Origin of the sequence: Halobacillus sp. Marseille-P3879, from assembly GCF_900240285.1 — a bacterium.
GTDB lineage: Bacteria > Bacillota > Bacilli > Bacillales > Halobacillaceae > Halobacillus_A.
This window is the reverse complement of the sequence record NZ_OESS01000003.1, coordinates 562,856-576,261: the sequence shown is the minus strand read 5'-3', so window position 1 is coordinate 576,261 and position 13,406 is coordinate 562,856. Positions and strand designations below refer to the sequence as shown.

The following is a 13,406-nucleotide window of genomic DNA, read 5'->3' as shown; positions in this document are numbered from 1 at the left end:
TTGGGAGCCTCCTTCTGCTTACGCTTTTTCATATGGTAAAGCGGTGTTTGGATAAATTTCTGTAGGGTAATTACCTGTGAAACAAGCAGCACAGCCACCATGATTTAATGATTCTTCTCCCTGATAAATGGCATCATTTAAACCTTCGACTGTTAAATAATAAAGGCTGTCGGCACCAATCTGCTCCTCGATCTCCTTAACTGTGTTGTTCGCTGCAATAAGTTCACCGCTGGTTGACGTATCGATTCCATAATAACAAGGGTTTTTGATTGGAGGTGATGCAATACGAACGTGCACTTCCTTAGCACCGGCTTCTTTTAACATCTTTACAATCCGGCGGCTCGTTGTTCCACGAACAATTGAATCATCCACCATAACCACTCGTTTTCCTTCTACAATACCTCTTACAGCGGAGAGCTTCATTTTCACACCTTGTTCACGCAGTTCCTGTGAGGGCTGGATAAAGGTCCGTCCAACGTAACGGTTTTTTATGAGTCCGAGTTCATAAGGAATACCGGAAGCCTCTGCAAATCCAATAGCCGCAGAAATACTGGAGTCCGGAACTCCTGTAACGACATCAGCTTCTACTGGAGCTTCTGCAGCAAGAGATTTCCCCATGCGTTTTCTGGCAGCATGAACATTCTTCCCGTCAAGGTTACTGTCAGGGCGAGAAAAATAAACATACTCCATAGAGCACAACGTACGCTGTATAGGTGCTGAAAAACGTTTGGATTCAATGCCGTTCTCATCGATGATCAGCAGTTCTCCCGGCAGTACTTCGCGCTCATAAGTGGCTCCAATTACATCGAATGCACATGTTTCAGAAGAAACACACCATGCATCCCCAAGGTAGCCGATACTAATAGGACGAAGACCTCGTGGGTCATTAGCAACGTAGATCTTATTTTCCGTCATCATAAGAAAAGCATAAGCTCCCTTAATCATGGACAGGGCCTGGCTGATTGCTTCATCCATAGGGAGATGGCCGGCCCGCTTAATGAGATGAGCAACTACCTCCGTATCAGAAGTCGTCTGTAAAATCGAGCCTTGAGCTTCAAGCTGGCCTTTTAAAGCATGGGCGTTAACGAGATTCCCGTTATGGGCTAAGGCGAGACCGCCCGTTTGGGAACGAAACATAAGCGGCTGAATGTTTTCATAGCTTCCGTCTCCTGCAGTTGCATAACGGACATGGCCAATGGAAGAGTGTCCTTCTAAATCGCTTAAACGATTCTCCGGAAACACCTCCGAAATTAAACCGTGCCCTTTGGCTACCTTCATATGCTCTCCGTCACTTGTAACGATTCCAGCACCTTCCTGGCCACGGTGCTGAAGAGCATGAAGTCCGTAATACGTAAGCTGAGCTGACTCTGGATGATTAAAAACGCCAAAAATACCGCACTCTTCGTTTAGTCCTTTGATTTCACCAAGCATGGAATAGCTCCTTTCCAAAGTTGCTTTAATTCGTTTGTCTGCTCTTCCACGACGATCTGCTTAGGTGAATGGATACGGTACACCCCATCCCCTGTCGCTTTACCAAGAAGACTTGCATCCTCTACCAGTTGTTCAAATCTTTCCTTATCTTCAGGCTTAATTGAAACTAAAAAGCGGGACTGAGTTTCAGAGAATAAGTTTGTTGTCAGATCACCTTCTACTTTGACTTCACAGCCAAGGCCGGCATCAAATAAACTTTCTGCCAAAGCAACGGCAAGTCCACCTTCTGCGATATCATGAGCAGATTGGATAAGACCTTGCTGAATAGCTTCAAGAAGCTGCTGCTGACGCTTTGTTTCTACTTGTAAATCTAAAGCAGGCGCCTGGCCAAAATGACGACCTTCCTGTAATCCTTGAAGTTCGCTTCCACCAAATTCAGTCTGCGTTTCACCAATGACATAGATTAAATCATCAGGATTTTTAATATGAGATTGAGTAATATGCTTCGTATCTTCAACAAGTCCTACCATTCCAACTACAGGAGTAGGATAGATCGCCTGTCCACCGAACGATTCATTATATAGAGACACATTCCCACTAATAACAGGGGTGTTTAACTGGCGGCAGGCTTCACTCATGCCCTCTACACTCTTCTCCATCTGCCAGAAAATTTCTGGATTATCCGGTGATCCAAAGTTCAGTCCGTCTGTAATTCCAAGCGGTTTAGCACCTGAACAAACAATGTTGCGCGCAGCTTCTGCAACAGCAATTTTACCACCGATTTCAGGGTCAAGATAAATGTAGCGAGAGTTACAATCTGTTGTCATCGCCAGTGCCTTATCAGTGCCACGGACACGTAATACAGCTGCATCTGAACCAGGCGTAACCACGGTGTTCGTCTGTACCATGGAATCGTATTGGTCGTAAACCCATTCTTTGCTGGCAATCGTAGGCTGCTGCAGCAATTCCTTTAATGTCTCTGCGTGATTTTCCACCACAGGTACGTAGCGATCCATCTCCTGGAACTCTTCATAGTAAGCAGGTACACGAGAAGGCTTGTGATAAACAGGGGCATCCTCTGCTAATGAATCAACCGGGACATCAGCAACGGTTTCGCCCAGATGAGAGAGACGGAATCTTTGGTCATCTGTAACTTCACCTACTGAGACCGCTTCAAGATCATATTTCCGGAATACCTGAGCTATTTCATCTTCACGCCCTTTTTCAACGACGAGCAGCATACGTTCCTGTGATTCGGATAACATCATCTCGTAAGGTGTCATGTTTAATTCGCGCTGCGGGACTAAGTCGAGATTCATCAGCATCCCTGTTCCAGCTTTACTGGCCATTTCACTTGCAGATGACGTCAGACCTGCTGCACCCATGTCTTGTATGCCGACAAGAGCATCGTGGTGAATCACTTCTAAGCAAGCTTCAATGAGCAGTTTTTCCATAAATGGGTCTCCCACCTGTACAGAAGGACGTTTTTCCTGAGATTCCTCCGTAAGTTCTTCAGAAGCAAAAGTAGCTCCATGGATCCCGTCTCTGCCTGTTTTCGCACCGGCATACATCACTGTGTTCCCAATCCCGGCAGCAATCCCTTTTTGAATATCCTTATGCTCGATTAACCCCACACACATCGCGTTCACGAGCGGGTTGCCGTTATAGGCATCGTCAAACTGGACTTCTCCGCCTACTGTTGGGACTCCTACGCAGTTTCCATAACCTGCGATCCCGTGTACGACTTCTTCAAACAAATATTTGACACGCGGATGTTTTAATGAGCCGAAACGCAGGGAATTTAATAGTGCTACTGGACGCGCTCCCATGGAAAACACATCACGCAAAATTCCTCCCACACCGGTTGCAGCTCCCTGGTAAGGTTCAACGGCGGAAGGGTGGTTATGGCTTTCCACTTTAAATACCACGGCCTGTTCGTCGCCAATGTCAATAATTCCAGCGCCTTCACCCGGTCCTTGTAAAACATGATCTCCCTCCACAGGAAACTTTCTTAGCAGAGGTTTAGAATTCTTGTAGCTGCAATGCTCGGACCACATAACGGAAAAAAGACCCGTTTCTGTATAATTAGGCAGACGGCCGAGAATATTTTCGATGGAATGAAACTCTTCATCCGTTAAACCCATTTCTTTATAGAGTTGCTGTTGTTTGATTTGATCTGGGCTGATTTCAAGCTTTGATGGCATGTTTATCCCTCCAATGTGTAAGGATCGACTGGAATAACCGCAGTCCGTCTGTCGTTCCCACTAAGTTGTCGACAGCACGCTCGGGATGCGGCATCATACCAAGGACGTTGCCTTGCTCATTAGTGATGCCTGCAATATCTTCAACAGAGCCGTTTGGGTTATTTTTATACGTAAACACGATTTGATTGTTAGCTTCAAGTTGTTCGTAAGTTTCCGGATCACAGTAGTAATTTCCATCTCCGTGAGCAATCGGAATTTGAATTTCTTCCTGCCCCTCGTAGCTGTGAGTAAACATCGTATTAGTGTTTTCTACCTTTAAGGTTTCATAATGACACATAAACTTTAAATGTTTGTTCGGCAGCATGGCGCCTGGCAGCAGTCCCATTTCAAGGAGAACTTGAAATCCATTACATACACCGAGAATCGGTTTACCTGCTTCAGCAGCTTCACGGATTTGTTGAATGACAGAAGAGGTAGAAGCAATAGCTCCGGATCGGAGATAATCTCCGTAAGAGAATCCACCTGGTAATAGAATGGCATCATAGCTTGATAGATCAGCCTCCTGATACCAGACAAGATCTGCTTTTTGTCCAAGGGCCTCTGTTATCGCAAAATACATGTCCCGGTCGCAATTTGAGCCTGGAAATACAACAACAGCGAATTTCACTTAAACGACCTCCTCGATCGTATAGGAATAATCTTCAATGACTGGATTGGCCAGCAGCTCGTCACACATCTTATCCACTTGCTGCTCTATATCCTTTGAATCCTCAAGCATAACTTCCATATACTTTCCTACTCTCACATCAGAAACATTGTTATACTCCAATGAATGTAAGGAGTTTTGTACAGCCTTTCCTTGTGGATCGAGTACACCTTCTTTTAGTGTGATGTAAATCTTTACTTTGCGCATGAGTTATCCTCCAGTCGTTGTAAAATATTTTCGTATACTGAGATTAAGTCACCTAAGCTTTCACGGAACACGTCTTTATCCATTTTTTCTCCTGTTTCTCTATCCCAAAGCCGGCAAGTATCTGGGGAGATTTCATCAGCCAGTACTATCGAACCGTCTGCCAACCGTCCGAACTCCAGTTTGAAATCAACAAGGTTTAAGTCTGCCTGTTTAAACAAATCGATCAAGTAATCATTTACTTTCAATGCCTTCTGTTTGATCGACTCCAGCTCAGCTTCTGTCACATCTGTTAAATAGAGGGCATGCTGATCATTTAAAATAGGGTCGTCGAGCTCGTCCTCTTTATAAAAAAGCTCAACGATCGGCGGTTTAAAATCAGATTTCTCTTCGATACCGAGTCTTCTTGTTATACTGCCTGCTGCAATATTTCTTACGACCACTTCTAAAGGTATAATCGTTGTCCTTGATACAAGCTGTTCGGTATCATTAAGAGATTTTATAAAATGGGAATGCAGATTCTGTTGGTGTAAATATTCAAAGATCTTTGACGTGATTAAATTGTTGAGGCGGCCTTTCCCCTCAAACTCATCTTTTTTCTTTCCGTTAAAAGCGGTAGCATCATTTTTATAGGATAAGATCAGCTGATCAGGCTGATCGTTGACATGATAGACTCTTTTCGCTTTCCCTTCGTATAACAGAGAACCTTTCATTGGGAACACCTCACCTTTTTGGATTTATGAAAGTCCGATACGGTCAAATATGCGGTCAACTTGCTTTAAATGATGCTTATAATCGAAGCAAGCATCAATCTGTTCGGTGGACAATGCAGTTGTAATACGATCATCCGCTTCGATCAGCTCCCGGAACGGAATACCTCGTTCCCAGGCTTCCATGGCTTTTGGCTGCACGAGATCATAAGCTTCCTCTCGAACAAAACCTTCATCAATTAAAGTAAGCAATACTCGTTGGGAGAAGATAAGTCCGTACGTTTTCTCCATATTTTCCTGCATGCGGTCAGGGAAGACAGTTAGGTTTTTAACGATATTACTAAACCTATTGAGCATGTAGTTAAGAGCGATTGTCGCATCCGGCAGAATAACCCGTTCCGCAGAAGAGTGAGAGATATCACGTTCATGCCAGAGTGGAACATTTTCAAAAGCTGTAAGCATTTCTCCGCGAAGTACGCGCGCCATTCCTGTCATATTCTCAGAACCGATCGGATTACGTTTGTGCGGCATGGCAGAGGATCCTTTCTGTCCTTTAGCGAAAAACTCTTCAACTTCACGGGTCTCTGTTTTTTGCAAACCGCGGATTTCGACAGCAATTTTCTCAATTGAAGTCGCAATTAGAGCCAGCGTCGATACATAATGAGCGTGACGGTCGCGCTGCAAAGTTTGGGTTGATACAGGAGCCGCCTCCAGTCCAAGCTTGTTACACACATATTCTTCAACGAAAGGATCGATATTGGCATAGGTTCCCACAGCCCCTGAAAGCTTACCTACTTCAATATTCTTAATGGCTAAGTCCAGACGTTCCAAGTTCCGCTTCATTTCTTCATAATAAAGGGCGAGCTTCAACCCGAATGTTGTTGGTTCTGCATGGACGCCATGTGTTCGTCCCATCATTACAGTGTGTTTATGCTCACGGGCTTTGTCAGCCAGAATCTCGATAAATTGAACGAGATCTTTTCTTATAATGTCATTCGCCTGCTTTAATTGGTAAGAAAGTGCCGTATCCACCACATCAGTGGAAGTTAAACCGTAGTGCACCCATTTTCGTTCTTCCCCGACTGTTTCAGAAACAGCGCGTGTAAATGCAACCACATCATGGCGCGTCTCTGCTTCAATTTCATGAATACGCTCAACATTAAACGATGCTTTCTCACGTAGTTTTTCAACGTCTTCTTTAGGAATTACTCCCAGCTCACTCCAAGCCTCACAAGCCAGCAGTTCTACTTCAAGCCATGCTTGATATCGGTTTTCCTCTGTCCAGATCGCTCCCATTTCAGGTCTTGTATATCGTTCTATCATTGTCTTCCTCCTCGGTTATTACCACATATGAATGTTATTAGCTGCTATAATTTCATCAATTTCTTTTAAATTTTCTCCGATAATGGTCAGATGTCCCATTTTTCTGTTTGTGCGAGCATCTTTCTTCCCATAATCATGGAGATGGATCCCTTGATACTCCTCCAGCTTACTTAACAAAATCTCGCGGTGTTTACCAAGCACGTTGATCATCACTGCTGAAGGAAAGCTGTATACCGGCAGAAGCGGGAGTCCGCAAATGGCTCTGACGTGCTGTTCAAACTGGGAAACACTGCAAGCTTCAATAGTATAATGGCCCGAGTTATGTGGCCTCGGTGCCATTTCGTTAATGAAGATATCTTCACCCTTTACGAACAGCTCTACTGCAAAGGTCCCAACAATGCTCATTTGCTCAGCCAACGCGGCCACTGCTTCCTGAACCTTTTTTTCAACCTGTGATGACACGCCGGCCGGCACTCGTGTTTCATGTAATATTTGATGGCGATGGACGTTTTCTCCAATTGGAAAATAACTGATATCTCCGTCTTGTCCCCTTGTGAATACCTGGGAAACTTCTAAATCAAAGTCCAGCCACTTTTCGACAATGTAACGGCCGCCCTCTTTTATAAATTCTTTTGCTTTTGCGACGTCCTCTTCATACTCAAACTTGAGCTGCCCTTTACCATCGTATCCTCCACTGAGAGTTTTGAGTACCGAAGGAACCCCTATATGCTGAAGAGCTTCCTTTAACTCATCGAATGTTTCAACGATTTCATATTCCGCTACAGGTAGCCCCGTTTCCAGGGCAACAGCCTTTTCTTTTGCACGGTTCTGCGTCACTTCTAAGGAGAAGGCTCCCTGTGGCAGCTTGTCTGCTTCTTCGAATTGCCTGGCGACCTCTAAATCTACATTTTCAAATTCATAGGTGATCACATCACTGGCTTCACTTAACTGTTCAGCAGCTTCTAAATCATCATATTTAGCTTGAATATGATGATCGGCAACCTGGGCGCACGGGCAGTCCTCTGCCGGATCAAGCACGGCAATTCGATAACCCATATGCTTAGCTGCTACAGCCATCATCCTGCCAAGCTGTCCGCCTCCAAGTATTCCAATCGTGTCTCCTGGTCGAAGAATTTTATTGGTCACGAAGCTCACCTCGCATTTTTTCTACTTTGTTTCTCATGTCATCGCGATACTCATCAAGCTGGTTTGCAATTTGGTCGTCAAAGGCACCAATTATTTCAGCCGCAAGCAGACCGGCATTTTTCGCGCCTGCAGATCCGATCGCGACTGTCGCTACCGGAACGCCTCCAGGCATTTGCGCGATCGAATAAAGCGAATCTACTCCACTTAATGCTTTTGACTGTACAGGCACCCCTATTACAGGCAGTGTCGTCTTTGCGGCAACCATACCTGGCAAGTGTGCTGCTCCTCCTGCTCCTGCAATGATCACTTTCAACCCTTTTGCTCTTGCTTCTTCAGCATAAGTGAACATGTCTTCGGGGGTGCGGTGAGCTGATATTATTTCTTTTTCGTAGTCTATCTGCAGTTCATCTAATATCCCGCATGTCTGTTTCATAGTTTCCCAGTCGGAAATACTTCCCATGATCACGCCAACTTGTGCCATACAATCCCTCTTTTTCTTAGAATAGTTCCATTAAAAAAGCCTGCTTATCCCCCTCGTATGAGAGGAGATAAACAGGCACACGTGTGTCAAGAAATGAATCAACTGCTTCGTCTCCCCTCATAGTCCGGACATTTACGGTGTCCAGGTAGAAACGTTCGGGCCTTATTCCCGACTTATATGAGGTCGAATATGCAATTCTGATTTCATCATAGCAATATCTGATTCATTCTGTCAACGCAAATAACGAACATTTAAAATTAAATAAATAAAAATTGTTCGTGTTTATTGTTTAACGGCATGAAAAACGATCGTTCTGCCTACTGGTTCGAAGTTTTTTTCCCCGTTTTCCATTGTTTCACGAAAAACAGGTTCCTCTGAACGTCGTACTGGTATATATCCATCTTTCTTCATTCGGTTCAAACATTGGTCAATTGTTTCATTCTCAGCGACTTCATAGCGCTTCCTGGTGTTCTTCTTGGGCATTGCGAATCCTTCCCTTCTTCACTTGCTTCACCCAGAATCCGCCATGGATTTGTTTAGGTTCATACGCAATAATAAATGCTTTCGGGTCAATTGACTTAATCGTTTCATACAACAGAAGCTCATATTTCCGAGGGGTGAGGATCTGCATAGCCAAACGATCACCTTCCATCCCATAAGCATACCAGCTCGTTACACCATATCCTTTATCACGCAGCATTCTCGTAAACTCTATATCAGGGTCTGAGGAAATCACATTCACCGTCGTGTACCCAATAGCTAGTTTCTCTTCGATCTTCATCCCAACAATAACACCGAGGCCATAGCCGATCGCATAAGCAATTACGTTCTCGATTTCATTCAGGTTATCAAGGACTAATCCGAGGCCAATGATATAAATTAAAATCTCAAACGTACTAATAAAGGCTGCGAAATAACGTTGACCTTTTAAAGTAAATATCATTCGCAGTGTAAAAAACGAGACATAAACAATGTTGACAACTAAGATAATCGTGATCATAACAAGTGTATTATCCAGCATGGGTACTCCTCCTATGCCCCTCCACCGCCACGTGAAAAAGCACAATCAATTAGATGACGTTTTACGGTGCACGCCGGGACATTCACCCAAACGCTCAATCTGCATACACTATATACCATCATATCCTAGTGGCACAATAAGATATTTTCAAAACTTTTGTCGAACGGAGGTCGTCATGAAACATGAAACAATTTGATGACTGGAAAAAGAACTTCGACCGCTTCTTCGGTCAGGATTTCTGGGGTGAATTTGAAGGGTTTATGAAACCGTCCATCCCCCAAATGAATGTGTACCAATACGACAACGAAGTCACTTGTATAGTGAACATACCAGGGATGAACCACCCTAAAAACGTGGATGTTCTTGTCGATCATGCAACACTGACCTTGAAAGGAACAATCGACATCCACCACAGAGGCGGGCACCAGCTGAAGTCCGAGATTGCTACAGGGGCCTTTGAGAGATCAATCGACCTTCCTTTTCCTGTTCGCAGCGATAAGATGGAAGCGACGTATAAACATGGACTTCTTATTATTCAGCTGTACCGATTTATTACAGATTCTACTCGCCAGAAACCAATTAAGATCCGTCACCTTGAAGATGAATAAGAGTCGGCCCTCTATATGAGGGCCTTTCTTCTGTCCTGCATAGCGCTTAAGCTAAGAATATAAAGTAGAGAAGGAAGATTACAAATAAGAAATACATAATCGGGTGAATCTCTTTTCCTCTTCCTTTTAATAGAAGAGTAATGGGATAAAAGATAAACCCGATCGCAATTCCTGTGGCGATGCTGTACGTTAACGGCATGGCTGCAATAGTAAAGAAGGCGGGCACAGCGATTTCAAATTGATCCCAATCAATGTTCTTTAAGGTAGAGGCCATGAGTACACCGACAATGATAAGTGCGGGTGCTGTTACTTCAGCTGTGACGACAGATAACAGCGGTGAAAAGAACAGAGCTAACAGGAAGAATCCGGCTGTAACGACAGAAGCAAATCCTGTTCTCCCTCCTGCACCAACCCCAGCAGTTGATTCAATATAAGAGGTTGTGGTTGATGTTCCGGCAACAGCTCCGGCCACAGTAGCAGCTGAGTCTGCAAAAAGAGCACGGCCGGCGCGTGGAAGCTTGTTGTCTTTCATGTAACCAGCCTGTGTGGCCACGGCTACAAGTGTACCTGCTGTATCGAAGAAATCAACGAATAAGAATGTTAGAATGACGACGAGCATTTCTATAGTGAAAATTTCACCAAAATGAGTGAGAGCTGCTCCAAATGTTGGTTCCATGCTTGGTGCTGGACCTACGATATCTCCCATCCCTGTCGGTGGTGCAATTAATCCAGTAACCATTCCGGCAATTGCAGTGATAATCATGCCGTAAAATATACCGCCTTTAATTCCCAGTGCCAGCAGCATAACCGACACCACAATTCCAAACACGGCCAGTAAGGTTGTCGACTGCGTAAGATCTCCAAGCGCTACGAGGGTATCTTCGTTGCCCTGAACAATCCCGGAGTTTTGAAAACCTATAAAAGCAATAAACAGTCCGATACCTGCGCCGACAGCCAGTTTTAAATTAGCTGGAATTGAGTTAATAATTTTTTGGCGTAATCCTGTTAATGTTAATACAATAAAAATAAGTCCAGAAGCTAATACGCCGGCTAACGCTGTTTCCCACGGGATTCCATAGCCTAACACTACTGTGTAGGCGAAAAAGGCGTTCAAGCCCATGCCGGGTGCCAGTGCAATCGGGTATTTGGCCAGTACTCCCATAATTAAGGTTCCGATGGCAGCCGCTATAGCTGTAGCTGTAAATACTGCTCCTTCATCAATCCGTGTTACGCCTTCAGGCAGCTCATCTATTCCTGTAAGAGCGAGTGTAGACGGGTTTACGAATAAAATGTAAGCCATAGCCAGGAAGGTTGTCATCCCTGCAAGGAACTCTGTGCGGTAATTTGTACCGTGTTCCTCAAACTTAAAAAACTTCTTCATCTTTCTTTCCTCCCCTTTATTAGAAAAACTTTGGATTACCGCCAAGTCCAATGGCGGAAGTCGTAGTTTTTATACTTTGTTGTTTTACCAAAGTTAAACATTTTTAAAAGTATAAAAAACTATCGTATTGAAGAGACGGCGCCGGCGGGCCCTATTTTAAATGAAAAAAGAACGCACTCTCAGCCAGGGACCAAGAGTGCGTTCTACACAGAACTACTAAAGAATGAACCTCACGCTGCTCAAACGTGTGGTTATTTCTTGACGTAGTCAGACCATTTACGGTAGTCCGGTAGAAACTCATGGGCCATATCCCCAAAATTATACGACAGTTTATCTACTTTTTTTACATTCTTATCTTACTAAGGACGACAAAATTCGTCAACCTAAAATCCGAACGTTCGGCTATTTTATTCGTCTTATCATTCGCTTATTCCCATTCGATAGTAGCAGGCGGCTTGCTTGTTACGTCATATACGACGCGGTTGACATGATTAACTTCATTCACAATACGGTTTGAAATCCGCTCCAGTACTTCCCATGGAATACGTGCCCAATCTGAAGTCATTCCATCAATAGAAGTAACAGCACGAATCCCTATCGTGTGGTCATACGTACGCTCATCCCCCATGACTCCGACAGAACGGATATCCGGGAGCACGGTAAAGTACTGCCATATATCACGGTCAAGCCCCGCGTTCTTTATTTCTTCTCTTAGAATGGCATCAGATTCTCGAACGATTTCCAGCTTCTCTTCGGAAACGGCACCTAATATGCGTATCGCCAGCCCCGGCCCTGGGAAAGGCTGACGCCAAACTATATGATCAGGGACTCCAAGCTCTGTGCCTAAAGCTCTAACTTCATCTTTAAATAAAGTATTTAAGGGTTCAATCAATTTAAATTCCATGTCTTCCGGCAGTCCGCCCACGTTATGGTGAGACTTAATGGTTTGGGCAGTATCTGTTCCACTCTCAATTATATCCGTGTAGAGAGTGCCTTGAGCTAAATAATCAATGTCACGAAGCTTGTCTGCTTCATCGTCAAATACATAAATAAATTCATTTCCGATAATTTTACGTTTTTTCTCGGGATCCGCTACTCCTTCGAGCTTACTGAGGAAACGGTCTTTAGCGTCCACTTTAATGATATTCATGTTAAAACCATCGCCAAGCGTCCGCATAACATCATCGGCTTCATTTTTACGCAGCAGCCCGTGGTCTACAAAGATACAAGTAAGCTGATCTCCAATAGCTCTATGAATTAAAGCGGCAACCACTGAAGAGTCCACTCCGCCGCTCAGGGCACATAATACTTTCCGGTCACCCACTTCGGCACGGATTTTTTCAACCTCCAGCTCAACAATGTGCTCCATTGTCCAGTCGTCTGTTGCTTCACAAACGTCAAAAACGAAGCTGCGTAAAATATCATTCCCATATTCTGAATGACGGACTTCGGGATGGAATTGGACGCCGTACATACGCTTTTCATCATTTCCAATAGCTGCAACCGGACAGGTAGGGCTGGTCGCCTCAACGGTAAAGCCTGCCGGCGCTTCAATCACTTTATCACTGTGACTCATCCATACCGTCTGAGCTTTAGGAGTTTTACGGAAGAGGACAGGATCCTGGGATATAGCGATCTCAGCTTTGCCATATTCACGCTGATGAGCACGCTCAACCTTTCCATTAAAGTGATGGGTCATCAGCTGCATCCCATAGCAGATGCCAAGTACAGGGATCCCTAATTCGAATAAATCTTCATCGCATCGGAAGCTGTTCTCTCCGTATACGCTGTTAGGACCGCCGGATAGAATGATCCCGCTCGGGTTTAATTCCTTAATCTCTTCTACTGAAATCTTGTGGGAGCGCAGTTCACTGTACACGCCGAATTCGCGGATACGACGGGTGATCAGCTGATTATACTGACTGCCAAAGTCAAGCACGAGAATCATGCCTTGGATTTGTTCCATAATAAGTACCTCTCCTTTTCCTACTTCACATTCTATCGACCTGTTATATAAAAAAATGGACTTCTCCTCCCCGGAATAATACGGTGAAGGCAGAAGTCCATGTCCAAAACACTACACGATTCCTGCCTTCATAGTCAGAGCATTTACGGTGCTCCGGTAGAGACTTTCGGCCCATATTGCCGAGGATATATGAAGGTTGATGATTAATTTCATTCATTCTATCAA

Annotated in this window: 13 protein-coding genes and 3 riboswitches; of the genes, 1 reads left to right on the top strand and 12 read right to left on the bottom strand. The window is 44.4% G+C overall.

Translation table 11 applies throughout. From position 1 onward, the window contains the following. Positions 1-18: 18 nt before the first annotated feature. The 10 genes from purF to C1A12_RS17150 form a co-directional block, all read right to left on the bottom strand. Positions 19-1,431 (bottom strand): amidophosphoribosyltransferase, encoded by a 1,413-nt coding sequence (gene purF / locus C1A12_RS17195; RefSeq protein WP_101845811.1) that lies wholly within the window; start codon positions 1,429-1,431, stop codon positions 19-21. Further along, the gene (purL, locus tag C1A12_RS17190; protein ID WP_101845809.1) at positions 1,407-3,635 is read right to left on the bottom strand and encodes a phosphoribosylformylglycinamidine synthase subunit PurL; all 2,229 of its coding nucleotides are present in this window, start codon (positions 3,633-3,635) and stop codon (positions 1,407-1,409) included. Before purL ends, purF begins: the two co-directional genes overlap by 25 nt. Next, positions 3,619-4,302 (bottom strand): phosphoribosylformylglycinamidine synthase subunit PurQ, encoded by a 684-nt coding sequence (gene purQ, locus C1A12_RS17185; RefSeq protein ID WP_101845807.1) that lies wholly within the window; start codon positions 4,300-4,302, stop codon positions 3,619-3,621. Before purQ ends, purL begins: the two co-directional genes overlap by 17 nt. Next, entirely contained in the window at positions 4,303-4,548 is a 246-nt protein-coding gene (purS, locus tag C1A12_RS17180) for a phosphoribosylformylglycinamidine synthase subunit PurS (RefSeq protein WP_101845805.1), read from the bottom strand. Beyond that, positions 4,536-5,258: a phosphoribosylaminoimidazolesuccinocarboxamide synthase gene (purC, locus tag C1A12_RS17175; protein ID WP_101845803.1), complete on the bottom strand. Its 723-nt coding sequence runs from the start codon at positions 5,256-5,258 to the stop codon at positions 4,536-4,538. Before purC ends, purS begins: the two co-directional genes overlap by 13 nt. Before the next feature lie 24 nt (positions 5,259-5,282). Beyond that, entirely contained in the window at positions 5,283-6,578 is a 1,296-nt protein-coding gene (purB, locus tag C1A12_RS17170) for an adenylosuccinate lyase (RefSeq protein ID WP_101845801.1), read from the bottom strand. 18 nt (positions 6,579-6,596) lie between these two features. Beyond that, on the bottom strand, positions 6,597-7,724 hold the full coding sequence (gene purK / locus C1A12_RS17165; RefSeq protein ID WP_101845799.1) for a 5-(carboxyamino)imidazole ribonucleotide synthase: 1,128 nt from the start codon (positions 7,722-7,724) through the stop codon (positions 6,597-6,599). Next, positions 7,714-8,205, bottom strand: coding sequence for a 5-(carboxyamino)imidazole ribonucleotide mutase (purE, locus tag C1A12_RS17160; protein ID WP_101845797.1), 492 nt, complete (start codon positions 8,203-8,205; stop codon positions 7,714-7,716). The genes purK and purE overlap by 11 nt, the downstream gene beginning before the upstream one ends. 100 nt (positions 8,206-8,305) lie before the next feature. Beyond that, positions 8,306-8,406, bottom strand: a riboswitch (purine riboswitch). A gap of 81 nt (positions 8,407-8,487) precedes the next feature. Beyond that, positions 8,488-8,688, bottom strand: coding sequence for an NETI motif-containing protein (locus C1A12_RS17155; RefSeq protein WP_101845795.1), 201 nt, complete (start codon positions 8,686-8,688; stop codon positions 8,488-8,490). Beyond that, positions 8,657-9,226, bottom strand: a complete 570-nt coding sequence (locus tag C1A12_RS17150; RefSeq protein WP_101845793.1) for a DUF2179 domain-containing protein — start codon at positions 9,224-9,226, stop codon at positions 8,657-8,659. Before C1A12_RS17150 ends, C1A12_RS17155 begins: the two co-directional genes overlap by 32 nt. 182 nt (positions 9,227-9,408) lie before the next feature. Here C1A12_RS17150 and C1A12_RS17145 point away from each other — a divergent pair, with 182 nt between their 5' ends. Continuing rightward, on the top strand, positions 9,409-9,834 hold the full coding sequence (locus tag C1A12_RS17145; RefSeq protein ID WP_101845791.1) for an Hsp20/alpha crystallin family protein: 426 nt from the start codon (positions 9,409-9,411) through the stop codon (positions 9,832-9,834). Between the two features lie 46 nt (positions 9,835-9,880). On the opposite strand, the gene C1A12_RS17140 is transcribed toward C1A12_RS17145, so the two are convergent. Both C1A12_RS17140 and guaA read right to left on the bottom strand, forming a co-directional pair. Further along, positions 9,881-11,215 (bottom strand): NCS2 family permease, encoded by a 1,335-nt coding sequence (locus C1A12_RS17140; RefSeq protein WP_101845789.1) that lies wholly within the window; start codon positions 11,213-11,215, stop codon positions 9,881-9,883. 244 nt (positions 11,216-11,459) lie between these two features. Next, positions 11,460-11,561, bottom strand: a riboswitch (purine riboswitch). An 81-nt stretch (positions 11,562-11,642) separates the two neighbouring features. Next, entirely contained in the window at positions 11,643-13,181 is a 1,539-nt protein-coding gene (guaA, locus tag C1A12_RS17135) for a glutamine-hydrolyzing GMP synthase (protein WP_101845787.1), read from the bottom strand. 111 nt (positions 13,182-13,292) lie between these two features. Then, positions 13,293-13,394, bottom strand: a riboswitch (purine riboswitch). Positions 13,395-13,406 lie beyond the last annotated feature (12 nt).